The sequence below is a fragment of the Bradyrhizobium sp. CCBAU 51753 genome (assembly GCF_015291565.1).
Classification (GTDB): domain Bacteria; phylum Pseudomonadota; class Alphaproteobacteria; order Rhizobiales; family Xanthobacteraceae; genus Bradyrhizobium; species Bradyrhizobium ivorense.
This window is the reverse complement of sequence record NZ_CP030037.1, coordinates 3,891,305-3,914,459: the sequence shown is the minus strand read 5'-3', so window position 1 is coordinate 3,914,459 and position 23,155 is coordinate 3,891,305. Positions and strand designations below refer to the sequence as shown.

Here is a 23,155-nt window from a genome sequence, read left to right as displayed (position 1 = left end):
TCATCGCCGAGTTTTGGTCAAGTTTGGCCGTCCGGACAGGCGATCGGCGGCGAACATCGGGATTACCACCCTTGGTACTCCCCTTGAGCGGATCCATCGCGTCGGCCGCTGCACGTCAGAACGCCCCCATGCGTTCGGCGACGGCGAACAGCCAGAACAGCCCGGCCATGACCAACGCGACCCCGACCGCGGCCGAGCCCATGTCCTTGACCCGCCCGATCTGCGGGTCGTGATCCATGGTGAGGCGATCGGCGAGCTTCTCGATCGCGGTGTTGAGCAGCTCGATCACCAGCACCAGCACCACGGTCGCGACCAGCTCGACCCGGCGCATCACGGTGGCGCCGACCAGCCAGGCCAGCGGCACCGACAGCACCAGCGCCACCACCTCCTCGCGGATGGCCTGCTCCGAGCGGAGGGCGAACGCCAGTCCGTTGCGCGAGTTGATGGTGGCCCGCCAGAACCTCAGCAAGTCACAGCCCCCAAATCACAATCCCGCGGCGGCCGGCATCGGTTTGGCCTTGCCGGCGCGCTCCTGCTTGAGCAGCTCGGCGATCAGGAAGGCCATGTCGATCGACTGTTCGGCATTGAGGCGGGGATCGCAGGCTGTGTGGTAGCGGTCGTTGAGGTCCTCGTCGGTGATGGCGCGGGCGCCGCCGATGCATTCGGTGACGTCCTGCCCCGTCATCTCCAGATGCACGCCGCCGGCATGGGCGCCCTCGGCGGCATGGATCGCGAAGAACGACTTCACTTCCGACAGCACGCGGTCGAACGGCCGGGTCTTGTAGCCCGACGTCGAGGTGATGGTGTTGCCGTGCATCGGATCGCACGACCACACCACGACACGGCCCTCGCGCTGCACGGCGCGGATCAGGCCAGGGAGATGGTCGCCGACCTTGTCGGCGCCGAAGCGGTTGATCAAGGTCAGCCGTCCCGGCTCGTTGTCGGGGTTGAGGATGTCGATCAGCTTCAACAGCTCGTCCGGCTTCAGCGACGGGCCGCACTTCAGACCGATCGGGTTCTTGATGCCGCGGAAATATTCGACATGGCCGTGATCGAGCTGCCGGGTGCGGTCGCCGATCCAGATCATGTGGCCGGAGGTCGCGTACCAGTCGCCGGTGGTGGAATCGACCCGGGTCATCGCCTGCTCGTAGCCGAGCAGCAGCGCCTCGTGGCTGGTGTAGAAATCGGTGGCGCGCAGCTCGGGATGGCTCTCGAGGTCGAGGCCGCAGGCGCGCATGAAGTTCAGCGCATCCGAGATGCGGTCGGCGAGCTCCTTGTAGCGGCGGGACTGCGGCGAGTCCTTGAGGAAGCCGAGCATCCACTGATGCACGCTGCCGAGATTGGCGAAGCCGCCGGTGGCGAAGGCGCGCAGCAGGTTCAGCGTCGCCGCCGACTGCCGATAGGCCATCAGCTGGCGCTGCGGATCGGGGGTGCGCGCTTCCGGCGTGAAGGCGATGTCGTTGACGATGTCGCCGCGATAGCTCGGCAGTTCGACGCCGTTCTGCTTCTCGGTCGGCGACGAGCGCGGCTTGGCGAACTGCCCGGCGATGCGGCCGACCTTCACCACCGGCAGCGCGCCGGCATAGGTCAGCACCACCGCCATCTGCAGCAGCACGCGGAAGAAGTCGCGGATGTTGTTGGCGCCGTGCTCGGCGAAGCTCTCGGCGCAGTCGCCGCCCTGCAGCAGGAAGGCCTCGCCCGCGGCGACCCGCGCCAGCGCTTTCTTCAGGTTGCGAGCCTCGCCGGCGAACACCAGCGGCGGAAAGGTCGCGAGCTGGGCCTCGACATCGGCCAATGCCTTGGCATCGGGATAATCGGGCACCTGCACGACCTTCTTGGCGCGCCAGCTATCGGGTGTCCACCGCTCGGACATGAGGTCAACTCCTGAGCAAAAACCGCAACTTAATCGACGGGAAAGCCCGGCTTATACACAGCCGCCCCCTCCCCCGCCAGAACCAATTCCGGCAATTCCGTCAAGCTCTTGCAGGAACGGCCGAACTCGCATTTGCTGGACCATATCATGAATGCCGGGGGAAATGCCGTGGCCGGGGCGGCGCTGGACGACGTTTTTAGCGACGACATCGTGGTGCCCGCGGTCGACGGCCACCCGCTCGGCGCCACGCTGTTCCTGCCCCGCGGCGCCAAGCGCCGCGCCGTCCTGATCAATTCGGCGACCGCCGTGCCCCGGAAAGTCTATCGCGGCTTTGCCGGTTACCTCGCCCGCCGCGGCGCGGCGGTGCTGACCTACGACTACCGCGGCACCGGCGACAGCCGGCCGAAGGCCAAATCGCTTGATGGATTCAAGGCCGACATGGCCGACTGGGCCGCGCTCGACGTCACCGCCACCGTGCGCTGGATGCGCGAGCGCTACCGCGACCTGCCGTTCGCCTATGTCGGCCATTCCTTCGGCGGCCAGGCGCTCGGCCTTCTTGCCGATAATGCGGAAATTCCGCGCGCGCTGCTGGTCGCCTCGCAGGCCGCCCATTGGAAGCTGATGGCCTCGCCCGAGCGCTACCGCGTCGTTGCCTTCATGACCGGCGTCGGCCTGCCGCTGACCCGCCTGCTCGGCTACCTGCCGGGCTGGGCCGGCCTCGGCATGGACCTGCCGAAGGGCGTGTTCGAGCAATGGACGCGCTGGGTGCTGCGCGAGCGCTATCTGCTGGATGATCCCGCGCTCGCTGCGCGCGAAAACTTTCCGAAGTTTCGCGGCAAGCTCCGCGCCCTTGTCATGACCGACGACACCTGGGCGACCCGCCCCGCCGTCGAACTGCTGTGCTCGGCGTTTACGTCGGTGGCGCCAGAGGTCATCTCGATCAGCCCGGCCGATGCCGGCGTCAAAGCGATCGGCCATCTCGGCTTCTTCCGCACCGAACACCGCGACACGCTGTGGCGCGGTGCGGCGGAATGGATCGAGGCGGAGGGGTAGTGCCAATCTCTCAACCGTCATTGCGAGCGAAGCGAAGCAATCCACGGTTTGGCACATGCGGAGCGATGGATTGCTTCGTCGCTTCGCTCCTCGCAATGACGCATCAAGCCGCATCCTCGGTGTCATCACCCGCGGAGGCGGGTGATCCAGTATTCCAGAGACTGTGGTGATTGAGCCGAGAGGCCGCGGCGTACTGGATCGCCCGGTTAAACCGGGCGATGACAGTTGTGGGTGGGGACGCAGTTTCGCTATCTCGCGACATGATTTGTCCGAGCTTTGCTTCTCGTTCCGCCCTCTCCGTTATCAGAGGGCGCAGGGAAAGCCGGGTGCCGATTGCACCCATGGGCCCGGTGCAACAAAAAAGCACCGGGGTAGGACCACAGGTGTAACCGGAAACAACCCGGCTTTCCCTGCGCGATGGGTTACGGCTTATACGTGCTCTCCCCGGCGAGACTGGGCTTTTTTGTCACCGCTTTCGCAACAACGCTTGCGCGTTTTGCGAGAGGACACCTGCCACTAGGGCGTCAGGCCTGCACGACTTCACCGTCCGCCTCGCACGCTGTCGTCACTGACGTGCGCGGCGTCCACCGCATCTCACCGCAACACCGCGACGATGGCCAGCGCCCCTCGATCGGGTGAGACGGGCGGATTAAACATCTGAGTTGGGTCAAATGCCAAGCGGAATATTTTCCGCAAGAGGACTGGACAGAGCCGATCGCTTTGATCGATCTAGGGAATTTCGCATTTCGGCGCAAAGCCTTATCGTCCATTTAGGTTATATACAAAACTGATCTCGGAACCCCAGCGCTTCCGATTTGCATAGCTAAGGTCGGGCTTGTGCCCTTGGGGAGGGATACTGCTACTCCCTCGAAGCTCCCACACGACCAAACATCCGAATACGCAGTGGACCGGACGTCGCAACAACAACCAGTCTTGTCTACGTGGCCGACTGGTTCCTGTTGCCTGCACTCAATGAGGAAGACATCACAGCAATCGTTTCCCGCCGCCGCGGCGCTTGGGGCAGCGATGCTCGCCCCTAATCTGAAGAATCGGAACCGGAGAGATAGATTGCCCACCGATGGTGAGCGATTTTGGAGTCCCTGTAATTCCGTTTAGCTGGCTCGACTGGGTTGACAAGAACCTGTGGAAGTGGACGACGAGTCTCGCGCGAAGCGTGCGACTTGCTCATTGTTATACCATAAATCGGTATACTGCAGTCCCAGCGAATCGGCGCGCAGCAGGTAGGGAATAGAATGGAAGGATTGGACCTCGGGCGGCTCAACCCCAATTCATTTGAACGACTTGTGCGCGCGCTCTGCTTCGCAAAGCTTGGACCGGCGGGCACAGTTTATTCATCTGGTCCTGACGGTGGCCGAGACTTCACGTATGAAGGCGCCATAGCAGGCTACGAAACTAAGAATTGGAATGGCTAAGTGCATCACCGAATTGTTGGATACTTGTGACGGAATTTCGGGCCTTTTAGCTGGGCTCTTGTCAGGTGAGTTTTTGCCGGTTGAACGTCGTCTGTACGTGCTGACAGTCATTATAAAAAAACTGAGAGAGAGGAACTCGCCGAAATGGCGTCAATATATTGCACTGACCAGCAAGGCTCTCGATTCTCGCAAGTCAGAACTCACTAATCGATCGGTTTGGACTGCTTTGCAGATGCCAAAAGAAAGCTTCGACGTTCTGCTGCCGGTTGCCGTTTCTCCCTCCTAGCTTCCTTGGAGAGCAAGGCGGCATTTTGGTCTTTTTCCAAGCTTGAGATGCAACGCTACTGTTCGAGGCGTAGAAACGGACTTTGGAGGCGGCGCGTCGGTCATTAGGTTTGGTCCCTCATTTCGGTTCTTATTGTGCCGTGGGATTGGTCGCATGAAATTTGCTCGTTGTGGTGGCTTTAGAGAGGTGTGGGCAGTACCCACCCAACTGTACTTGGTCGTGGCACAGTTCGCTGGAGCGCAGCGCCGATCTCACACCACCTTCCGCGGCGCCGCGGTCGCCGCATCGCCAGTGTTCGGCGTGCCGGTCGGCTCGATCAGCAAGAGGTGCACCTCTTCCCGGGCGACGGGGCGGTGCTCGACGCCTTTGGGCACGATGTACATCTGGCCGGGCGTCAGCGTCACGGTGCGGTCGCGCAGCTCGAGGTCGAGCACGCCTTTCAGCACCAGGAAGAAATCGTCGGTGTCGTCGTGCTTGTGCCAGACGAACTCGCCCTGCACCTTCACGACCATGACGTCATGCGCGTTGAATAGCGCGACGGTGCGCGGCGACCAGTGATCGGTAAATGTCGATCGTTTTTGTGAAAGATCGATTGCATCGCTCATGGGTGCCTCCGGGCCTGGCCAGCCTGCCGGGCTCGTTAGCTCACCCGCGCGATGCGCTCAATGCGGACCTCAATGCCTCGCTGCCGGCTTGCGTTGCCCCTTGATGTCGCAAGGCCCCTTGCCGTTGGCGGCCTTTCGCTCCAGCAATTCCTTCTCGGCCTGGTACCAGAGGTGGTCCATGTTGCCGTGCGGCTCGCCAGCGTCCTTCCACAATTCGTAGGCTCGGGTCCGGATCTCCTGCTCCGTGGGTCCTGGCATGGGCGGCTCCCTTGGTCTGAGAGGTCAAACTATTTAGGAAATGGAACTGCCAGGCAAGCGCAAGGTTCCAAAAGTCGCACGCCGTTGCAATGTCTGCTGATTCCAGAGCATGCCCGGGAATGGGATGTGGCGCCAGCACCTCTCACCAATGAACATTCGTGATTATGGGGTCCGGCTCCAAGCCAAACGATGAACCACTCAGGACGTCCTAATTCTGTAAATCGGCAATTCACCCGGGCACGATCACCATGGCGATGCTCGGCGTGCGATCGTCACCAACTCTCGTCACGAGCTCTTGGGACGCGATCGGGTGAACCCCGTCGGTGGACTTCGCCGGCTGCTGACAGCGGCATATCACCGCTGAGATAAGACTCGTTTGGCCGGCGGGCGGGTGGCGTTTCCAGCTTGTACGAGTATGATTGAGCGTGGCAAAAACAGGGCAGGCCGACCATGCCGTTACCCCGTCCCGTACCGTTTTTCTCGCAAAACGCCGGCGGCCCAAATGGGCCTCCGATCGATGATCCCACAGGCTGTTGGTACGCGTGCGCAAAAATGATGGGCGTCTATTACGAAGGCACCTATTTCAGAGCGCGCAAGGGAGTGCCGGAACTCGTCAACCCGAACGGCACGCATCAATCGCTCGGGGCCGACAAGTTACAGGTCTTTCAGCTAAATGAGAGGCTGCAACCCCTGAGTATTACGACGCCGTTGAACACGGCCAGCGATTTCGACGCAGTGCTGACCAACAGGGGACCGATCATGTTCACCTGGTGGGTTCCGGGGCCGAAATTTTATATCTTTCACGCGTCGGTGGTCGTCGGAACGCTAGGGCCGGACGTTTGCTACCACGATCCCGCCGTTGGCCCCAACCAGTCCATGTCGGCGAGTGTATTGAAATTTGCGCGCAACGGTCCGGGGGGCCGCGTAGACCCAATGCTGGTGCGCGACCCCGCAACCATTCCGAAACAGCAGGTGGATGTAATCGCACCGAGAGGAATTGATTACGCGTCAAGATGAACGCCCCGGTGTTGCTCGCGCCGGCCGCAATCACCATCAGGCGTCGGCGCGCTTTGTTGAGCGTGTCCGGCGATTGCCGCCAGGTCGCCTGCTGCCGACGTGGGTGTCGATGAGGGTCGGCCCCTACTCCGCCGCCTGCCGCACGTGGCGGGCGGTCGGGGTACGCATCGTCACCAGCTCTTCGGAGGCGGTCGGGTGCAGCGCGACGGTGGCGTCGAAATCCGCTTTCGTCGCCTTCATCTTCACGGCGATCGCAACCGCCTGGGTGATCTCGGCGGCGCAGTCGCCGACGATGTGGCAGCCGAGCACGCGGTCGCTCAAGCCGTCGACCACGAGCTTCATCAGGACGCGGGTGTCGCGGCCGGACATCGTCGCCTTGATCGGGCGAAAATCGGCCTTGTAGATATCGACGTGGGAAAACTGCGCCCGCGCCTCTTGCTCCGTCATGCCGACGGTGCCGACCTCGGGCTGCGAGAACACCGCCGTTGGGATCGTGGCATGATCGACCTGCACGGGACGTTTGCCGAACACGGTGTCGGCGAAGGCGTGGCCCTCGCGGATCGCGACCGGCGTCAGATTGGTGCGGTGGGTGACGTCGCCGATCGCATAGATGTTGTCGGCCGAGGTCTTGGACCAGCCGTCGACCTGGATGCCGCCATTGGCGGGGTTGATCGCAACGCCCGCGGTCTCGAGCCCGAGATTGGCAACGTTGGGATGGCGGCCGATCGCGAACATCACCTGGTCGGAGGCGATGCTGGAGCCGCCGGACAGATGTGAGGTGAAGTCACGGCCGTGCTTGTCGACCTTGGTCACCGTGCAGCCGGTGATGATGGTGATGCCGCGCTTCTCCATCTCGGCGCGCACATGCTTGCGCACGTCCTCGTCGAAACCGCGCAAAATGTTCTCGCCGCGATAGACCACCGTGACGTCAGAGCCGTAGCCGGCGAAGATGCCGGCGAATTCCAGCGCGATGTAGCCGCCGCCCTGGATCACGATTCGCTTCGGCAGCTCCTTGAGGTGAAACGCCTCGTTGGAGGAGATCACGTGCTCGATGCCGGGAATCGCCGGACCGTGATTGGGCGCACCGCCGGTCGCGATCAGGATGTACTTTGCCGTCACCGTCTCGCCGGTGCCGAGGCGGATGGTGTGGGCGTCCTCGAGCACGGCGCGGGTCTTGACGATGCGGGCGCCGGATTTTTCGACATTAGTGGTGTAGGCGCCCTCGAGGCGGGCGATTTCCTTGTCCTTGTTGGCGACCAGCGTCGCCCAGTCGAACGAGACATCGCCGATGCTCCAGCCGAAGCCGGCGGCGTCCTCGATCTCCTGGTGGACATGGCTGCCGATCACGAACAGCTTCTTCGGCACGCAGCCGCGGATCACGCAGGTGCCGCCCATCCGGTACTCTTCGGCGACCACGACCTTTGCGCCATAGCCGGCGGCGATGCGGGCGGCACGGACCCCGCCCGAACCGCCACCGATGACAAACAGGTCGACGTCATACTCGGCCATGGTAACCTCTCTGTGCTCCCTCGCCCGGTGCCGGCACGAGCGAGGCCTGCTCCTCGGAGGGTTGGGGTGTGTACATCTCCGCAAGATAATCTCGCGGCGAGGCCCTTTCACCCCGCACACCGCCGAAGTTTCGCTGCTGCGTCGCTACTGTTACGCCGTGACGCGCAATCCGGGCTACGCAACTCTTTCTGCTCCCTCGCCCTTGCGGGAAGAGGATCGGGGTAAGGGGCTGTCTCCGCGATTCGCCCTGCGGAGAGTCCCCCTCACCCGGATTGCTTCGCGGACAGCCGAAGCTCTGCTTCGGCATTCTTCAAGAACGGCCGCCAAAGGCGGCCTATGCTCTCCCCGCAAGCGGGGCGAGGTGACTAGACGGGCTCAGATATCCTTGCCGCGCTTCTTCATCTCGGCCTTGAACTGGTTATTGATGATCACGCCGAACTGCTGCGCCCACTGCTGCATATATTGCAGCGAGCCATTGATGGCCGCGGGCTCTGCCTTCAGGAGCTTGTCACCGAGCGGCGTCTTGTAGAACGCGACCAGATCCTGCAGCTCCTTCTCGGTGAACTCGGCGGCGTAGATCTGCGCCATGCCCTCGCCGATCTCCTTCTCGCTGCCGCCGAACTGCTTGGCGATCACCACCGCGACCTCGTTGAGGTCCTTCTGGAAGTTCAGGTTCTGCTGCAACAGGCCAGTCTTGGTCTTCTCGATGATGCCGGCAACCGCGCCAGCATACATCACCGACACGTTCTTCATCGCCAGGATTTCCTTGGCGGCCGCGATCGCTGCCGGGGTCGACTGCTTGACCTTGGGCATTTCGGGCAGCGGCTGCTGTTGCGCCATCGCCGGCGCGGCCGCGAGCGCCAATCCGGCCGCAAGCGCGGCAGCCGACAAAAGTCCCGAGAAACGCTTCATTCCAAGTCTCCTTGCTTGCGGCGTCATCGCCGTTCAACAACCCGAATTCCCTGCGCGCCGGCCAGCACGGCGCGGCTCGCGAGCCCAATGAACAGGCCATGCTCGACCACGCCCGGAATGACGCTGAGCAACCCCGCCAGACGCGGCGGATCGCCGATCCGGCCCAGATGGGCATCGACGATCCAGTGGCCGCCGTCGGTGACAAAAGCGTGACCGTCCTTGGCCTTGCGGAGCACCATCTGGCCGGACACGCCGGCCTGCGCGAACGCCCGCGCCATCGCCGCCTGCGTGGCCGCGAGCCCGAACGGGATCACCTCGACCGGCAGCGGGAAGCGGCCGAGCGCATCGACCCATTTGCTGTCGTCGGCAATCACGATCATGCGATCGCTCGCGCTAGCTACGATCTTCTCGCGCAGCAGCGCGCCGCCGCCGCCCTTGATCAAATTGAGATCGGCGTCGATCTCGTCGGCGCCGTCGATCGTGAGGTCGAGATGGTCGACCTCGTCGAGCGTGGTCAGCGGCACGCCGCAGCGGATCGCATCCGCCTTGGTGGCTTCCGAGGTCGGTACGCCCACGACCTTCATGCCGGCCCGGACCTTCTCGCCGAGGAGCTCGACGAAATGCTTGGCGGTCGAGCCGGTGCCGAGCCCGAGCTTCATGCCGTCGCGGACCTCTTCGAGCGCGCGCGCTGCCGCCTGGCGTTTCAATGCGTCCATGTCCACCGACGAGTTCCCCCGCTTGCGCGCCGCTCCGGAGGCCCCGATCGGCCCGCCCGGCGGGCGCATATCTAGCGTCGTTTTGCGGGCAGGAATAGGCATGAATCGAGGCTTTTGCGACGATGTTTCAGACCTTTTTCCGGTGCTGAAGCGCCGAGAACGACTGCACCGGACCGCAAGAAATGAAGCGGTGTCCGGAACTGTACGGGAGGCCTTGCCAGCAGGCTCCATCATCGATAGCCAAAGACGTCATGCCCGCCGCTTCTCCCCCCATCATCGTGTTCGATCTCGACGGTACGCTGGTCGATACCGCGCCCGATCTGATCAGCGCGCTCAATTATGTGCTTGCTCGCGAGGGCCTGCGGCCGGTGCCGCTGGCGGCCGCGCGCAACATGATCGGCGCCGGCGCCCGCAAGCTGCTCGAGCGCGGGCTGGAGGTGGAGGGCCGCGCGGTCAGCGTCGCCGACCTCGACCGCCTGACCCGGGACTTCGTCGATTATTACGCCGACCACATCGCCGACGGCTCGCGCCCGTTCGACGGGCTGGAGGAGGCACTCGACCAGCTCGAGGCGCAGGGCCACCGCTTTGCGGTCTGCACCAACAAGCTGGAATGGCTGTCGAAGCTGCTGCTCGACCGCCTTGCTTTGACCCGGCGCTTTGCCGCGATCTGCGGTGCCGACACCTTCGGCGTGGCGAAGCCGGACCCGGCATTCCTGCGCGAGACCGTGGCCCGCGCCGGCGGCCGGCTGCCGGGCGCCATCATGGTCGGCGATGCCGGCACCGATGTCGGGGTGGCGCGGCGCGCCCAGGTCCCGGTGATCGGGGTCGATTTCGGCTATACCGACGTGCCGATGGCGGAGCTGAAGCCGGACCGGCTGATCGGCCATATGCGCGATCTGCCGGCCGCCGTAGCCAGCCTCGCCGCCGGCTAATATTTCACAAACCGTTGATATCGCTTGGTATTATATTGCCATGCGATTTTGCCGTTAACCATCCTTTAACGAGCAGGGCCCGCGCTGTTGCGCCCCTGTTCCGACGCCCATATGGTCGCGCTGGGGATTGTGGCTGATAGCCGCAGGTGAGTGTGGATCATGCGTCGTGTCATCGTGATTGCGGCCGCCGGACTGGGTCTGGCGGGCTGCTCCTCCTTTTCATTGGATTCGTTCAAGTCGGCGCCGCCGCCGATGCAGGTCCAGCTCGATTCGGCGCCGCCGGGGGCTGACGCCGTGACCTCGCTCGGGCCGGGCTGCAAGACGCCGTGCACGGTGTCGATCCCGACGCCGGAGACCAATTTTTCCGTCACCTTCAACCTGCCGAAATACCAGCCGGCGAATGTGCCGGTGACGGTCACCCGCGTGCCCGGCGACTTCACCAGCCCGGCCACCACCACGCTCGACCCGAGCCCGGTGTTCGCCGAATTGCAGCCGGCCGGCCCGCCGCCGCGCGCCGCGCGCAAGCCGATCCGGCCGAAGAAGAAGCCGAAGGCCACGGCGGCAGCGCCGGCCGCAGCCCCCGCCTCCGCGTTCCCCGATCCGAACGCGCCGCCGCCGGCCGCCGCGCCGTCGCGCTAGCAGTTCCCCCTCGCCCAGCTCTCTTGTCCGCTGAAGCCCGCCTTCGGGCGAAGGCGGATGCGGGACGAGGTGAAAAGCGGCGCTAGCGCGATCGCGCGATTTGCACTGCACAAGAGCCCGGCCGGACGCCGGGCTCGCATTTGTGCTCAAGCACTTCGCCGATTAGGTTCTCGCATCGCGCGATGCGCCTCGCCTATCGTGTCAGCGCGGCTTTGCATGCTGCGGATCATGCTTTGGAACGCATTGTGACAACCCGCCAACATGCATACATTGTTTGACGTCGATGCCATCAGCGGCGCCGGCGCACGGGGAACAATCGCAAGACCCAAGTCCAAGACCCAAGTCAAAGGCCCGAGTTGAATGAACGGATCCACGCAAGCGCATCCTGACACGCTGTTTCGCCCGATGATCGACCCGTTCGGCCGGACCATCCGCTATCTGCGCGTCTCCGTCACCGATCGCTGCGACCTGCGCTGCTTCTATTGCATGTCGGAGGACATGACCTTCCTGCCGAAGGCCGACCTGCTGACCCTGGAAGAGCTCGACCGGCTCTGCTCGGCCTTCGTCGCCAAGGGCGTGCGCAAGATCCGCCTCACCGGTGGCGAGCCGCTGGTCCGCCGCAACGTGATGAGCCTGGTGCGCTCGCTGTCGCGGCATCTGTCGACCGGCGCGCTCGACGAGCTGACGCTAACCACCAACGGCTCGCAGCTGGCGCGCTTTGCCCAGGAACTGGCGGATTGCGGCGTGCGCCGCGTCAACGTCTCGCTCGATACGCTCGATGCCGAAAAATTCCGCGCCATCACCCGCTGGGGCGACATCGACAAGGTGCTTGCAGGCATCGAGGCGGCGCGCTCGGCCGGGCTCGCGGTGAAGATCAACGCGGTGGCGCTGAAGAACCTGAACGAGGACGAAATCCCGGCGCTGATGCAGTGGGCGCACGGCAAGGGGATGGGACTGACCCTGATCGAGGTGATGCCGATGGGCGACATCGGCGCCGGCCGGATCGATCAGTACGTGCCGCTGTCGCTGTTGCGCGCCCGGCTCGAGAAGCACTACACGCTGACCGATCTCGACGACAACACCGGCGGCCCCGCCCGCTATGTCCGGGTCGCCGAGACCGGCGGCAAGCTCGGCTTCATCACGCCGATGACCCACAATTTCTGCGAGTCCTGCAACCGGGTGCGGATCACCTGCACCGGAACGCTGCACACCTGCCTCGGCCATGAGGATGCCTCCGACCTGCGCCGGCCGCTGCGCGCCTCGGAGGACAACGACCTGTTGTCGGCCACGATCGACCGCGCCATCGGGCTGAAGCCGAAGGGGCATGATTTCATCATCGACCGCCGCCACAATCGCCCGAGCGTCAGCCGCCATATGAGCGTCACCGGGGGCTAATCTCCGTAACTCCCCGGACGCCGTGGGCCCTCCCCGATTTACCAAGGCGGGACAACAGTTTGTTGCCGCGTCAATTTGCCCATTTTCCGATTGACGGCGTCACACGGCGCTGAAATGGTGCCCCAGCTTTCACGCTAGTCTGGCCGGATAGGCCGCTGCCCCCGTCGGCTGCTGCCGACGATCCGGCAGCCAAGAACGGCGGAAGCGGATTTCGGGGGAGGACGACCGTTTTGCAACTGCTCCTGAAAGTGAGCCGTGGCTCCGTGCGCATGCGCGCGGCGGCCAGATGATGCTTGGACAGATGTTCGGCGCGCAGCATGCGCGGCCGCGGAGATCGTGATGCGCCCATTGTTGGCACTAAGTCAGGCCATCGACCGACTCAATGAGAAGATCGGCTATATCTGCAACCTGCTGGTGTTGATCTCCTGCCTGGTCAGCGCCGGCAATGCGATGATCCGCTACGCCTTCTCCTACTCCTCGAACGGCTGGCTCGAGGCGCAGTGGTACATGTTCGCCATCCTGGTGATGTTCGGCGCCTCCTACACCTTCAAGCGCAACGAGCACGTCCGGGTCGAGATCCTCTATCTGATGCTGTCGGAGCGCGGCCAGCTGATCCTCGATCTGATCGGCACGCTGTGCTTCCTGATCCCGGCCTGCCTGCTGCTCGCCTATCTGTCGTGGCCGTTCTTCTACCAGGCCTATGCGGTCGGCGAAATGAGCGGCAATGCCGGCGGCCTGTTGCGCTGGCCGATCAAGTTCGTGATCCCGGCCGGCTTCGTCATGCTGGCGCTGCAAGGCGTCTCCGAGGTGATCAAGCGCATCGCCGCACTGGAGGGCTATGTGACGATCGACGCCAAGTATGAGAGGCCGACGCAATGATCACGCTGGAGATGATGCCGCCCTTGATGTTCGGCGGCCTGATCATTGCGATGCTGATCGGCTATCCGGTGGCGTTCACGCTGGCCGCGGTCGGCCTGTCGTTCGGGTTCCTCTCGATCTGGCTCGGCTTCTTCGACCTCAACTTCCTGCAGGCGATCCCGGGCCGCATCTTCGGCAGCGTGCTCTCCAACGAGCTGCTGCTCGCGATCCCGTTCTTCACCTTCATGGGCGCGATATTGGAACGATGCGGGCTCGCCGAGGACATGCTGGATTCGATGGGCCAGCTGTTCGGCCCGATCCGCGGCGGCCTCGGCTATTCCGTGATCATCGTCGGCTTCATCCTCGGCGCCATCACCGGCACGGTGGCGGCGCAAGTCATCGCCATGGCGCTGATCTCGATGCCGGTGATGATCCGCTACGGCTACAACATCCGCTACATCACCGGCGTGCTCGCCGCCTCCGGCACCATCACCCAGCTGGTGCCGCCGTCGCTGGTGCTGATCGTGCTCGCCGACCAGCTCGGCAAGTCGGTCGGCGACATGTATCTCGGCGCCTGGGGTCCGTCGGTGTTCCAGATCATGCTGTTCGCCGGCTACACCTTCCTGCTCGGCATCTTCAAGCCGAGCCATGTGCCCGCGGTGCCGCTGGAAGCGCGCACGCTGACAGGCTGGGCGCTGTGGAAGAAGTGCCTGCTCGGCATCATCCCCTCCGCGGTGCTGATCTTCGTCGTGCTCGGCACCATGATGATGGGCCTTGCGACCCCGACCGAGGCCGGCGCGATGGGCGCGGTCGGGGCCATGGTGCTGGCTGCGATCCACCACAAGGATTTCAGCGCCACCGGCAACAAGGTGCTGATCGCGGGCGTCATCGCCGCAGGCATCGGCACCATCGTCGCGATCCTCTACAGCGAGAACCTGGTCTTCAAGCTCGCCTATGCCGTCACCTATCTTGCGATCGTCTGGATCTGCCTCGAGGCGGTGAGAATTCCCGACCTGCGCGACCTGATCAAGCAGGGCTACGAGACCACCATGCGCATCACCTGCATGGTCACCTTCATCCTGATCGGCTCGACCTGCTTCTCGGTGGTGTTCCTCGGCGTCTCCGGCGGCACCTGGCTGGAGCACCTGTTGACCTCGCTGCCCGGCGGCGTCTGGGGCTTCCTGATCTTCATCAACCTGTTCATCTTCTTCCTGGCGTTCTTCCTCGACTTCTTCGAGATCGCGTTCATCATCCTGCCGATGATCGCGCCGATCGCGCAGAAGATCCTGACGCCGGTGGTCGGCGCCGATGCCGCGCTGATCTGGTTCGGCGTCATGCTGTGCGTCAACATGCAGACCTCGTTCCTGCATCCGCCGTTCGGCTTTGCGCTGTTCTATCTGCGCGGCGTGGCGCCGCGCGAGGTGAAGAGCTCCGACATCTATTGGGGCGCGATGCCCTGGATCGGCCTGCAGGCGATCATGGTGGCGCTGGTGATCGCGTTCCCGGTGGTCGTCACCGGGCTGCTCGACAAGCCGCTCAACGTCGACCTCGACAAGGTCAAGATCGATGTGCCGCAGATCGAGCTTCCGCCGCTCGATTTCGGCCAGCCGAAGCAGTAGCCGGCTTGCAGCGGAGACGAAAAAACCCCGGAGCCCAGGCTCCGGGGTTTTTTGTTTGATGTCGCACGCGCGATGCGGTTTGCAGGCGGCGGCGAAGATGGCTCCGCCGTCGGCTGGCCGGGATCAGATCTGCGCGTGACGCGCCATGAAATTGTCGTAGCCGACTTCGGCGACCTGGAACCACTGATAGCCGTTGCTGGAATAGGCCGTCAGCGACTCGAGCAGCGCCTTGAAGGTGGGATTGCCGGCTGCGACCTCGGCGTGCAGCTCCCGCGCCGCCTTGAAGCTCGCCTCCATGATCGGCGGCGAGAACGCGTGCAGCTTGGCGCCGCCGGCCAGCAGCTTCTTCAGTCCGGTCGGATTCACGCTGTCGTATTTCGCCATCATCCAGTTGTTGGCCAGGTGACCGGCCTGCTCGAGGATGTTCTGATAGTGCTTCGGCAACGCGTTCCACTTCTCGAGGTTGATCATCGCCAGCAGCATCGGGCCGCCTTCCCACCAGCCCGGATAGTAATAATGCGGCGCGACCTTGTGCAGGCCGAGCTTCTCGTCGTCATAGGGCCCGACCCATTCCGCGGCGTCGATGGTGCCCTTCTCCAGCGCCGGATAGATGTCGCCGCCGGCGAGCTGCTGCGGCACGCAGCCGAGCTTCTGCATCACGCGGCCGGCGAAGCCGCCGATGCGGAATTTCAGTCCCTTGAGGTCGTCGACGGTGTTGATCTCCTTGCGGAACCAGCCGCCCATCTGACAGGTGGTGTTGCCGGCGAGCAGCGAGGTGACGTTGTAGTTCTTGTAGAATGCGTTGAGCAGATCCTTGCCGCCGCCCAGCATGTACCAGGCCTGGTTGAGACGCGCGTTCGGTCCGAACGGAATCGACGAGCCGAAGGTGAAGGCCGGGTCCTTGCCGAAATAATAGTAGGAAGCGGTGTGGCCCATCTCCACCGTGCCGTTCTGCACAGCGTCGAGCACCTGCAGGCCGGGCACGATCTCGCCGGCGGCAAAGGTCTGGATCTGGAATTTGCCGTCGGTCGCCTCGCCCACCGCCTTGGCCATCATCTCGGCGCCGCCATGGATGGTGTCGAGCGTCTTCGGCCAGCTCGTCGTCATGCGCCATTTGATTTCCGGCATCGACTGCGCGATCGCCGGCGCCGCCACCGTCGCCGCACCTGCGACGCCTAAACCGGTGACCTTGATGAAGTCTCTTCGTTTCATAGTTATTCCTGCCCTGGTTGTTGGTCGTGTTGTTTGAAGCGGCGACCGATTATTATTGTCGCGCTCGCTTTTCTTGGCCGTCACGATCAGTGAGTGATCTGTGCGTCCGCCCCTGTGCCGAGGCTTGGCGGCGAGCATGGAGCATCCCTCACTTGAATGCCAGACGCAAAAAGCCCGGCCGTCTCGCGAGGGCCGGGCTACTTAAGTCGAACACTTTCGCTTTGGCTCCGATGAGATCAGACCCAAAGCCTTGGATTGTCGTGCAGCGTTCTCTTGACGCGAACGCTGGTCAGCTTCGCGGTGCCGATCAGCCGCGCGTGCGCGAGCGGATCATGAAGCTGTCGAAGGTGTATTCGGCGACCTGCCACCACAGATACTGGTCGGAGCGGTAGGCCTGCATCGCCTCGATCGACTTCTTGAAGTCGGGGTTCTTGCCCGAGATCTCGCTCCACAGCTCGTTGGTCGCCTTCAAGCAGGCCTCGAGCACTTCGGTGGTGAACGGGCGCAGCTGCGTGCCGCCGGCCACCAGACGCTTCAGCGCCGACGGGTTCTGCATGTCGTAGCGCGCGGCCATCCAGCTGTTGGCGTTGGCGCAGGCGTTGGTCAGGATCGCCTGGTAGTTCTTCGGCAGCGCGTTCCACTTCTCCAGATTGACGAAGGAGTGCACGGTCGGACCGCCTTCCCAGAAGCCCGGATAGTAGTAGTACTTCGCGACCTTCTGGAAGCCGAGCTTCTCGTCGTCGTAAGGACCGACCCACTCGGCGGCGTCGATGGTGCCCTTCTCCAGCGCCGGATAGATGTCGCCGCCGGCGAGCTGCTGCGGCACCACGCCGACCTTCTGCAGCACCTGGCCGGCGATGCCGCCGATGCGCATCTTGAGGCCGGACATGTCGGCGACGGTCTTGATCTCCTTGCGGAACCAGCCGCCCATCTGGGTGCCGGTGTTGCCGGTCGGGAAACCGATAACGCCGAACTTCTTGAAGAACTCGTTGCCGAGTGCCTCACCGCCGCCCTGGTACCACCAGGAATTCTGCATGCGGGCATTGAGGCCGAACGGGACCGACGAATAGATCGCGAAGGTCGGATCCTTGCCGACATAGTAGTAGGCGACCGTGTGCGACATCTCGACGGTGCCGTTGGAGGTCGCGTCCAGCGCCTGCAGGCCGGGGACGACTTCGCCCGCCGCGAACACCTGGATCTGGAACTTGTTGTCAGTCATTTCGGCGACGTACTTCGCCACCTCGACCGCACCGCCATAGATGGTGTCAAGCGACTTCGGGAAGCTCGAGGTCAGGCGCCACTTCACTTCGGGAGAGGACTGCGCGATCGCCGGCGCGGCAACGGCCGTCGCGGCAGCACCGGCCGCAGAAACTTTCAGAAAATCACGACGCTTCATCGTAAGGCTTCTCCTTGAGGGGGCGTTTCCCAGTAACTGCAAGCATGTCCTCCGGCGATTCCACGATGTGATGCCGGGGCGCTCTGGCTCGGCCCTTTAACACGGAAGGCGGCGTCACGGAAACGCGACAATGGCATGACCGCGCCAATTAAACGAAAGTCTGATGGTGCAGTATTGGCTCGGAAAAAACCGGCCCGGAACGCGACGATGACGCCTGGCACTGCTTGCGGCGCGCGGCGCGATAAATCGCCACGTGCGGGCGGTGCGACCGGTTCACCATCACCAGTTACCGGAGGTGGTACCGATGGCCGTGTGCAACGGGGATGCGATCATGCAACGGCACGTGGCGCCGTGGCGGGCGGCGCATGGCCGCGCCAATCAGCGCTTCGCCGCTTCCCGCGCCTTCTTGGCCTTTTCGACCAGATACCGTCCGCGCCGGATCCAGCCTTGCGCGGTCGTGGTGCTGACGCCATAGATCTTTGCGATCGCCGCCGCAGCCTCGCCGATCGAGTCGGACTTCTTCATCAGGTTGAACGCCTGGCGCGAAGCCTCTTCGCGCTTCTCCCGCGTCAGATGCTTGCGGCGTTCCTTCTTTGCAGGTGACGGTGCCATGTGATCGTCGCTTACGGTCTCTCGGCAGTTTCGGCTTAACCGATCGCCCTCGTCAAGGTTGACGGACGGCGTGGCGCGATTCGGCTGTACCCGGGCCAGCATACAGGCTGGACGCGATCCGACAATCGGTCACGGCGACAGTCCTGTGAAGAACGGCCTCAGGCGGCGGCAATCGCGCCCTTGAGCTGCTCGCGAACCTCGGCGCCGATCGCCCGGTAGATCGCCGCGTGCGGGCCGTCGGGCTCGCTCTCGACCACCGGATGACCGGAATCCGAGGTGGTGCGGATCGCGATATCGAGGGGGATTTCGCCTAGGAACGGCACCCCGAGCCGCTCGGCTTCGTGGCGGGCGCCGCCATGGCCGAAAATGTCCGAGCGGGTGCCGCAATGCGGGCACTGGAAATAGCTCATGTTCTCGACGATGCCGAGCACCGGCACGTTGACCTTTTTGAACATCGCAAGTCCCCGCCGCGCGTCGATCAGCGAGAGGTCCTGCGGGGTCGAGACGATGACGGCGCCCTTGAGCGGGACGTTCTGCGCCAGCGTCAGCTGGGCGTCGCCGGTGCCCGGCGGCATGTCGACCACCAGCACGTCGAGCGTGCCCCAGGCGACGTCGCGCAGCATCTGGGTGATCGCCGACATCACCATCGGCCCGCGCCAGATCATCGCGGTCTCCTCCTCGACCAGGAAGCCGATCGACATGATCGCGAGGCCAAATCGGTTGAGCGGAATCATCTTCTTGTCGTCGTTGAGCTGCGGCTTCTCGTGAATGCCGGTCAGCCGCGGCACCGACGGGCCGTAGATGTCGGCGTCGAGCAGCCCGACCCGCAGGCCGAGGTCGCGCAGGCCGAGCGCAAGGTTGAGCGCGGTGGTCGACTTGCCGACCCCGCCCTTGCCGGAGGCGACCGCGATGACGGCAGAGATGCCGGGAATTTCGGCCTGCCGGGCCATCGGCGAGGTAGCCCCGGGCGGCTGCGGATGGCGGTGCGTGCTGGCGGGCTGGACACCGCCGGCCGGCCGCGGCGGCGCGGCAGCGCTGCCCGGCTTGCGTTCGGCGGTCAGCGCGATCATCGCGACGCTGACGCCGGGAATGGCGCGCACTGCGTTCTCGGCCTGCGCCCGCACGCTCTCCCAGGCGCGGGCCTCGGCGGCATCGACGTTGATCGAGAAGAACACCTTGCCGTCGGTGACCGTGATCGCCGACAGCACGTTGGCGTTGGTCAAGGCGGTGCCGCGCGGCGACATCACCTTGGCAAGGCAATCGAGGACCTGTTGCTGCGTCACGCTCACGGCATCTCTCTCCTTAGGGGGGCATGATCTCCGCGCAAACGCCTAGCGTTTGTCGCGCCGGAAAACCGCTTCACACTTTTCCGGATCATGCCCGGGAGACGACCCATTAGAGCGTTGCAGCGCAAAAGGCTACCTCGCTCCGACGTCGTCCCGCCGCTCGGCCGGCGCCGCCCCCGCCTCTTCCTTGGCGGCCTCGTAGTTCAACTCGATCATCACCCCGTTGGGGTCGTTGACGAAGATCTGCCAGAGGTCGCCGCCGGGAACCTGGCGCGAGTCGTATTCCATGCCCTTGGACTCCAGCCGCTGCTTCATCCCGGCAAAGCCGTGGCTGGCGAAGGCGACATGATGGACGACGCCGGAATCCGGCTTTTGTGCCTCGTCGGTCTTGGAAATATCCACCAGATGCACCACCGCCTTGCCCTCGCTGTACATCCAGGCCCCGGGGAACGCGAAGTTCGGCCGCGGCCCCTTCTCCAGTCCGAGAACGTCCTCGTAGAACCGGACCGTATCGGTGAGATTGCGGGTCCGGATGTTGAAATGATCGAGCACACCGACGCTCATGCCCATGCGAAACACTCCCTTTTTTGTGAAGTTCTTTGAAGGCCTTCGGTGAGCCGATCCTAGCACAAAAGCTGGACCTGCCATCCCACGAAGCCGTTGCCCTCCGCTGCACAGGGGGTATGGTGCGGCTCCCCTCCATGAAAGAAATGCCCTGCCCGCCTTAGGGTTGCGGGGCGATCATCAAGGCAAACCATAAGGTAGCAGACATGGCTAAAGTCGCTTTTCTCGGTCTCGGCGTGATGGGTTTCCCGATGGCGGGCCATCTCGTGAAAAAGGGCGGCCATGAGGTCACCGTGTACAACCGGACCGCGGCGAAGGCGAAGGATTGGGCCGACAAGTTCGGCGGCAAGACCGCAGGCACGCCGAAGGCCGCCGCCGAGGGCCAGGATTTCGTGATGTGCTGCGTCGGCAATGACAACGATCTGCGCGCGGTCACGATCGGTCCCGACGGCGCCTTCGCCGGCATGAAGAAGGGCGCGACCTTCGTCGACCACACCACCGCCTCCGCCGAGGTCGCCCGCGAGCTCGATGCCGCCGCGACCAAGGCCGGCTTCAAGTTCGTCGACGCGCCGGTGTCCGGCGGCCAGGCCGGCGCCGAGAACGGCGTGCTGACCGTGATGTGCGGCGGCACCGAAGACGCCTATGCCGGCGCCGAGCCGATCATCAACAGCGCCTATGCGCGGATGTGCAAGCTGCTCGGACCCGCCGGCTCCGGCCAGCTGACCAAGATGGTCAACCAGATCTGCATCGCCGGCCTGGTGCAGGGCCTCTCCGAGGGCATCCACTTCGCCAAGAAGAGCGGGCTCGACGTCACCGCGGTGATCGAAACCATCTCCAAGGGCGCGGCGCAGTCCTGGCAGATGGAGAACCGCTACAAGGCCATGAACGAGGGCAAGTACGATTTCGGCTTCGCGGTCGAATGGATGCGCAAGGATCTCTCGATCTCGCTGGCCGAAGCCCGCCGCAACGGCGCCACGCTGCCGGTCACCGCGCTGGTCGACCAGTTCTACGCCGAGGTCGAGAAGATGGGCGGCAAGCGCTGGGATACGTCGAGCCTGATGGCCCGGCTGCAGCGGTAACTCGCTCGTAGTTCGGCCGGCCGTCATCCCTCAGAATTCGTCATGCCCGGGCTTGTCCCGGGCATCCACGTCTTTGGATTCCCGTGCGAGCGGGGCGAGGTATTCGAAACCGTTAATTTAACCCCCCATTAACGAGTTTCTTTAGCTCTTTAAGTCATCGCTTAATGATTTGGCGTCACAGATAGACAATGCAAAAGGCCCGCGCGGTTCGCGGGCAGGATTTGTGTTGTTTATGAGTGATCCCGCAGAAAAGCCTGAAGTTGTAGCGCTTCCGGCAGGACCTCAACTGGCCGCTCCGGTGAGCAGCCGGCGTGCCGCTGCACAGCGGGTGCGTGAGGCGCGCGATCGGTTAACGTCAACCAGTGGAACCCGCCCGGCGTTCGACGCCGAGCTGCTCCGGCAATACGCCCAGACCCGGATTTCGGCCTCCTACGTCGTCATGCTGCTGGTGGTGGCGACCGGCGTGCTATTCGGCCTGCTCTGGATGCAGCCGATCATCGCCGTGGCCTGGACGGTCGGCATGCTCTGCGTCCATGCCGCGATCATTCGCAGCTGTTCCCGCTTCCTCGCCGAGCAGCCCTCGGTCGCGATGACCCGCAAATGGCGCACCCGCTTCGTGCTGCTCGACCTGCTCTACGGGCTGTGCTGGACCGCGATCCTGATCCACCCGGCCGGCCGCGACCTCGCCTCCAACACGCTGATGATGTTTTTGATGCTGCTGGTGATCGCGGTCTCCAGCATGCTGGCGGCAAGCCTGCCGATCGCGGCGCTCGCGGCCACCGTCCCGGTGACGGTGGCGATCGCGCTCGACCTCGTGCTGTCGGGCTCATTCGACAATTATGTGCTGGCGCTGCTGGCGCTGGCCGCCGAAGGCTATTTTGCCCTGCTGGCGCACCGCCTGCACTCGACCACGCTGGCGACGCTGGAGGCGCGCGCCGAAAAGGATGCGCTGATCGGCGAACTCGAGCAGGCCAAGGCGATCTCCGACGAGGCGCGGCACCGCGCCGAATCCGCCAATGTCGCCAAATCGCGCTTCCTTGCCCAGATGAGCCACGAGCTGCGCACGCCGCTGAACGCGATCCTCGGCTTCTCCGAGGTGATGAAGAGCGAAATCTTCGGCGCCCATGCGGTCGCGGTCTACAAGGAATATTCCGCCGACATCCATAATTCCGGCGTGCACCTGCTCAATCTGATCAACGAGATCCTCGATCTGTCGCGGATCGAGGCCGGCCGCTACGAGCTGAACGAAGAGGCGGTGGCGCTGGTGCATGTGGTCGCCGACTGCCACCATCTGTTGAAGCTGCGCGCCTCGAGCCGCGGCATCACCATCCACGAGGTGTTCGAGCACGGCATGCCCAGGATCTGGGGCGACGAGCGCGCGGTGCGCCAGGTCGTGCTCAATCTGCTCTCGAACTCGATCAAGTTCACCCCGCAGGGCGGCGAGATCTGGCTGAAGGTCGGCTGGACCGCGTCCGGCGGGCAGTATCTCAGCGTCAAGGACACCGGCAGCGGCATCGCCGAGGACGAGATCCCGGTGGTGCTGGCCTCGTTCGGACAGGGCTCCAACTCGATCAAGTCGGCGGAACAGGGCGCGGGCCTCGGCCTGCCGATCGCCAAGAGCCTGATCGACATGCATGGCGGCACGTTCACGCTGAAATCCAAGCTGCGCATCGGCACCGAGGTGATCGTCACCTTCCCGCCGGAGCGCGTGATGAGCGCGCTGGCGCCGATGGCGGAAGAAGCGCCGCCGATGCAGCCGGAACCGATCGAGACCGCGCCGACCGCCGACCGCAAGCGGGTGCGCCGCAAGTCGATCATGAGCGCCGGCACCGGGTTGTAGCGCATGGTCCGGACGGTTCAGGCGGCTTGCGGAAGCCGCCGAAACCGTTCAACAGTTGAAC

At 64.1% G+C, this 23,155-nt stretch carries 22 protein-coding genes; 10 read left to right on the top strand and 12 right to left on the bottom strand.

Going from position 1 to position 23,155, the window contains the following annotated elements; translation table 11 throughout:
- Positions 1-115: 115 nt before the first annotated feature.
- Positions 116-469: a diacylglycerol kinase gene (locus XH93_RS17335; protein WP_139482687.1), complete on the bottom strand. Its 354-nt coding sequence runs from the start codon at positions 467-469 to the stop codon at positions 116-118.
- 15 nt (positions 470-484) lie between these two features.
- On the bottom strand, positions 485-1,873 hold the full coding sequence (locus XH93_RS17330) for a class II 3-deoxy-7-phosphoheptulonate synthase (RefSeq protein ID WP_194474453.1): 1,389 nt from the start codon (positions 1,871-1,873) through the stop codon (positions 485-487).
- 147 nt (positions 1,874-2,020) lie between these two features.
- On the opposite strand from XH93_RS17330, the gene XH93_RS17325 reads away from it, so the two are divergent.
- Together XH93_RS17325 and XH93_RS17320 are read left to right on the top strand one after the other, a co-directional pair.
- Positions 2,021-2,926, top strand: coding sequence for an alpha/beta fold hydrolase (locus tag XH93_RS17325; RefSeq protein ID WP_194474452.1), 906 nt, complete (start codon positions 2,021-2,023; stop codon positions 2,924-2,926).
- Between the two features lie 1,425 nt (positions 2,927-4,351).
- Positions 4,352-4,645, top strand: coding sequence for a hypothetical protein (locus XH93_RS17320; protein ID WP_194474451.1), 294 nt, complete (start codon positions 4,352-4,354; stop codon positions 4,643-4,645).
- Positions 4,646-4,896: 251 nt separating this feature from the next.
- Here XH93_RS17320 and XH93_RS17315 read toward each other — a convergent pair whose 3' ends face one another.
- Both XH93_RS17315 and XH93_RS17310 read right to left on the bottom strand, forming a co-directional pair.
- Positions 4,897-5,250 carry a cupin domain-containing protein gene (locus XH93_RS17315; RefSeq protein ID WP_194474450.1) on the bottom strand — a complete coding sequence of 118 codons (354 nt, stop codon included), beginning with the start codon at positions 5,248-5,250 and terminating at the stop codon, positions 4,897-4,899.
- Between the two features lie 69 nt (positions 5,251-5,319).
- Positions 5,320-5,508, bottom strand: coding sequence for a DUF2934 domain-containing protein (locus XH93_RS17310; protein WP_139482683.1), 189 nt, complete (start codon positions 5,506-5,508; stop codon positions 5,320-5,322).
- 552 nt (positions 5,509-6,060) lie between these two features.
- Between XH93_RS17310 and XH93_RS17305 the strand changes: the two genes are divergently transcribed.
- Positions 6,061-6,525 (top strand): papain-like cysteine protease family protein, encoded by a 465-nt coding sequence (locus XH93_RS17305; RefSeq protein WP_371815079.1) that lies wholly within the window; start codon positions 6,061-6,063, stop codon positions 6,523-6,525.
- A gap of 123 nt (positions 6,526-6,648) precedes the next feature.
- Here the strand turns inward: XH93_RS17305 and gor are convergent, their stop codons facing one another.
- The 3 genes from gor to rpiA all read right to left on the bottom strand — a co-directional run bounded on the left by gor (position 6,649) and on the right by rpiA (position 9,668).
- Positions 6,649-8,034 (bottom strand): glutathione-disulfide reductase, encoded by a 1,386-nt coding sequence (gene gor, locus XH93_RS17300; protein ID WP_194474449.1) that lies wholly within the window; start codon positions 8,032-8,034, stop codon positions 6,649-6,651.
- Positions 8,035-8,409: 375 nt separating this feature from the next.
- Positions 8,410-8,946 carry a DUF2059 domain-containing protein gene (locus XH93_RS17295; protein ID WP_139482680.1) on the bottom strand — a complete coding sequence of 179 codons (537 nt, stop codon included), beginning with the start codon at positions 8,944-8,946 and terminating at the stop codon, positions 8,410-8,412.
- A gap of 23 nt (positions 8,947-8,969) precedes the next feature.
- Complete coding sequence (gene rpiA, locus XH93_RS17290) at positions 8,970-9,668, bottom strand: ribose-5-phosphate isomerase RpiA (protein ID WP_194474448.1); 699 nt, start codon at positions 9,666-9,668, stop codon at positions 8,970-8,972.
- Positions 9,669-9,913: 245 nt separating this feature from the next.
- On the opposite strand from rpiA, the gene XH93_RS17285 reads away from it, so the two are divergent.
- The 5 genes from XH93_RS17285 to XH93_RS17265 all read left to right on the top strand — a co-directional run bounded on the left by XH93_RS17285 (position 9,914) and on the right by XH93_RS17265 (position 15,105).
- Positions 9,914-10,594: an HAD-IA family hydrolase gene (locus XH93_RS17285; protein WP_194474447.1), complete on the top strand. Its 681-nt coding sequence runs from the start codon at positions 9,914-9,916 to the stop codon at positions 10,592-10,594.
- Positions 10,595-10,753: 159 nt separating this feature from the next.
- On the top strand, positions 10,754-11,233 hold the full coding sequence (locus tag XH93_RS17280; protein ID WP_194474446.1) for a PEGA domain-containing protein: 480 nt from the start codon (positions 10,754-10,756) through the stop codon (positions 11,231-11,233).
- 360 nt (positions 11,234-11,593) lie between these two features.
- A complete protein-coding gene (gene moaA / locus XH93_RS17275) occupies positions 11,594-12,628 on the top strand; it encodes a GTP 3',8-cyclase MoaA (RefSeq protein WP_194474445.1) in 1,035 nt (344 codons plus the stop codon).
- A 339-nt stretch (positions 12,629-12,967) separates the two neighbouring features.
- Positions 12,968-13,507: a TRAP transporter small permease subunit gene (locus XH93_RS17270; protein ID WP_139482675.1), complete on the top strand. Its 540-nt coding sequence runs from the start codon at positions 12,968-12,970 to the stop codon at positions 13,505-13,507.
- On the top strand, positions 13,504-15,105 hold the full coding sequence (locus XH93_RS17265; RefSeq protein WP_139861503.1) for a TRAP transporter large permease subunit: 1,602 nt from the start codon (positions 13,504-13,506) through the stop codon (positions 15,103-15,105). Before XH93_RS17270 ends, XH93_RS17265 begins: the two co-directional genes overlap by 4 nt.
- A gap of 123 nt (positions 15,106-15,228) precedes the next feature.
- On the opposite strand, the gene XH93_RS17260 is transcribed toward XH93_RS17265, so the two are convergent.
- From XH93_RS17260 to XH93_RS17240, 5 genes are all read right to left on the bottom strand, one after another.
- A complete protein-coding gene (locus XH93_RS17260) occupies positions 15,229-16,317 on the bottom strand; it encodes a TRAP transporter substrate-binding protein (protein WP_139861504.1) in 1,089 nt (362 codons plus the stop codon).
- Between the two features lie 307 nt (positions 16,318-16,624).
- Positions 16,625-17,713, bottom strand: a complete 1,089-nt coding sequence (locus tag XH93_RS17255) for a TRAP transporter substrate-binding protein (RefSeq protein WP_139482672.1) — start codon at positions 17,711-17,713, stop codon at positions 16,625-16,627.
- A 378-nt stretch (positions 17,714-18,091) separates the two neighbouring features.
- Positions 18,092-18,325 carry a hypothetical protein gene (locus XH93_RS17250; RefSeq protein WP_139482671.1) on the bottom strand — a complete coding sequence of 78 codons (234 nt, stop codon included), beginning with the start codon at positions 18,323-18,325 and terminating at the stop codon, positions 18,092-18,094.
- A 158-nt stretch (positions 18,326-18,483) separates the two neighbouring features.
- Positions 18,484-19,614, bottom strand: a complete 1,131-nt coding sequence (locus tag XH93_RS17245) for an Mrp/NBP35 family ATP-binding protein (protein ID WP_194474444.1) — start codon at positions 19,612-19,614, stop codon at positions 18,484-18,486.
- A 129-nt stretch (positions 19,615-19,743) separates the two neighbouring features.
- Positions 19,744-20,181 carry a VOC family protein gene (locus tag XH93_RS17240; RefSeq protein ID WP_139861506.1) on the bottom strand — a complete coding sequence of 146 codons (438 nt, stop codon included), beginning with the start codon at positions 20,179-20,181 and terminating at the stop codon, positions 19,744-19,746.
- A gap of 200 nt (positions 20,182-20,381) precedes the next feature.
- Here XH93_RS17240 and XH93_RS17235 point away from each other — a divergent pair, with 200 nt between their 5' ends.
- Together XH93_RS17235 and XH93_RS17230 are read left to right on the top strand one after the other, a co-directional pair.
- Positions 20,382-21,254: an NAD(P)-dependent oxidoreductase gene (locus tag XH93_RS17235; protein WP_139482668.1), complete on the top strand. Its 873-nt coding sequence runs from the start codon at positions 20,382-20,384 to the stop codon at positions 21,252-21,254.
- Positions 21,255-21,486: 232 nt separating this feature from the next.
- Positions 21,487-23,094 carry a HAMP domain-containing sensor histidine kinase gene (locus XH93_RS17230; protein ID WP_194474443.1) on the top strand — a complete coding sequence of 536 codons (1,608 nt, stop codon included), beginning with the start codon at positions 21,487-21,489 and terminating at the stop codon, positions 23,092-23,094.
- The last annotated feature ends 61 nt before the right edge of the window (positions 23,095-23,155 follow it).

What these genes read in the sequence shown, in the direction of transcription:
- gor (WP_194474449.1), bottom strand. Translation starts at nt 8,034, where the DNA reads ATGGCCGAGTATGACGTCGACCTGTTTGTCATCGGTGGCGGTTCGGGC.
- XH93_RS17315 (WP_194474450.1), bottom strand. Translation starts at nt 5,250, where the DNA reads ATGAGCGATGCAATCGATCTTTCACAAAAACGATCGACATTTACCGAT.
- XH93_RS17255 (WP_139482672.1), bottom strand. Translation starts at nt 17,713, where the DNA reads ATGAAGCGTCGTGATTTTCTGAAAGTTTCTGCGGCCGGTGCTGCCGCG.
- XH93_RS17325 (WP_194474452.1), top strand. Translation starts at nt 2,021, where the DNA reads ATGAATGCCGGGGGAAATGCCGTGGCCGGGGCGGCGCTGGACGACGTT.
- XH93_RS17230 (WP_194474443.1), top strand. Translation starts at nt 21,487, where the DNA reads ATGAGTGATCCCGCAGAAAAGCCTGAAGTTGTAGCGCTTCCGGCAGGA.
- XH93_RS17270 (WP_139482675.1), top strand. Translation starts at nt 12,968, where the DNA reads ATGCGCCCATTGTTGGCACTAAGTCAGGCCATCGACCGACTCAATGAG.
- XH93_RS17305 (WP_371815079.1), top strand. Translation starts at nt 6,061, where the DNA reads ATGATGGGCGTCTATTACGAAGGCACCTATTTCAGAGCGCGCAAGGGA.
- XH93_RS17235 (WP_139482668.1), top strand. Translation starts at nt 20,382, where the DNA reads ATGGCTAAAGTCGCTTTTCTCGGTCTCGGCGTGATGGGTTTCCCGATG.
- XH93_RS17285 (WP_194474447.1), top strand. Translation starts at nt 9,914, where the DNA reads ATGCCCGCCGCTTCTCCCCCCATCATCGTGTTCGATCTCGACGGTACG.
- XH93_RS17310 (WP_139482683.1), bottom strand. Translation starts at nt 5,508, where the DNA reads ATGCCAGGACCCACGGAGCAGGAGATCCGGACCCGAGCCTACGAATTG.
- XH93_RS17320 (WP_194474451.1), top strand. Translation starts at nt 4,352, where the DNA reads ATGGCTAAGTGCATCACCGAATTGTTGGATACTTGTGACGGAATTTCG.
- XH93_RS17330 (WP_194474453.1), bottom strand. Translation starts at nt 1,873, where the DNA reads ATGTCCGAGCGGTGGACACCCGATAGCTGGCGCGCCAAGAAGGTCGTG.
- XH93_RS17250 (WP_139482671.1), bottom strand. Translation starts at nt 18,325, where the DNA reads ATGGCACCGTCACCTGCAAAGAAGGAACGCCGCAAGCATCTGACGCGG.
- moaA (WP_194474445.1), top strand. Translation starts at nt 11,594, where the DNA reads ATGAACGGATCCACGCAAGCGCATCCTGACACGCTGTTTCGCCCGATG.
- XH93_RS17295 (WP_139482680.1), bottom strand. Translation starts at nt 8,946, where the DNA reads ATGAAGCGTTTCTCGGGACTTTTGTCGGCTGCCGCGCTTGCGGCCGGA.
- XH93_RS17260 (WP_139861504.1), bottom strand. Translation starts at nt 16,317, where the DNA reads ATGAAACGAAGAGACTTCATCAAGGTCACCGGTTTAGGCGTCGCAGGT.
- XH93_RS17265 (WP_139861503.1), top strand. Translation starts at nt 13,504, where the DNA reads ATGATCACGCTGGAGATGATGCCGCCCTTGATGTTCGGCGGCCTGATC.
- XH93_RS17280 (WP_194474446.1), top strand. Translation starts at nt 10,754, where the DNA reads ATGCGTCGTGTCATCGTGATTGCGGCCGCCGGACTGGGTCTGGCGGGC.
- XH93_RS17240 (WP_139861506.1), bottom strand. Translation starts at nt 20,181, where the DNA reads ATGGGCATGAGCGTCGGTGTGCTCGATCATTTCAACATCCGGACCCGC.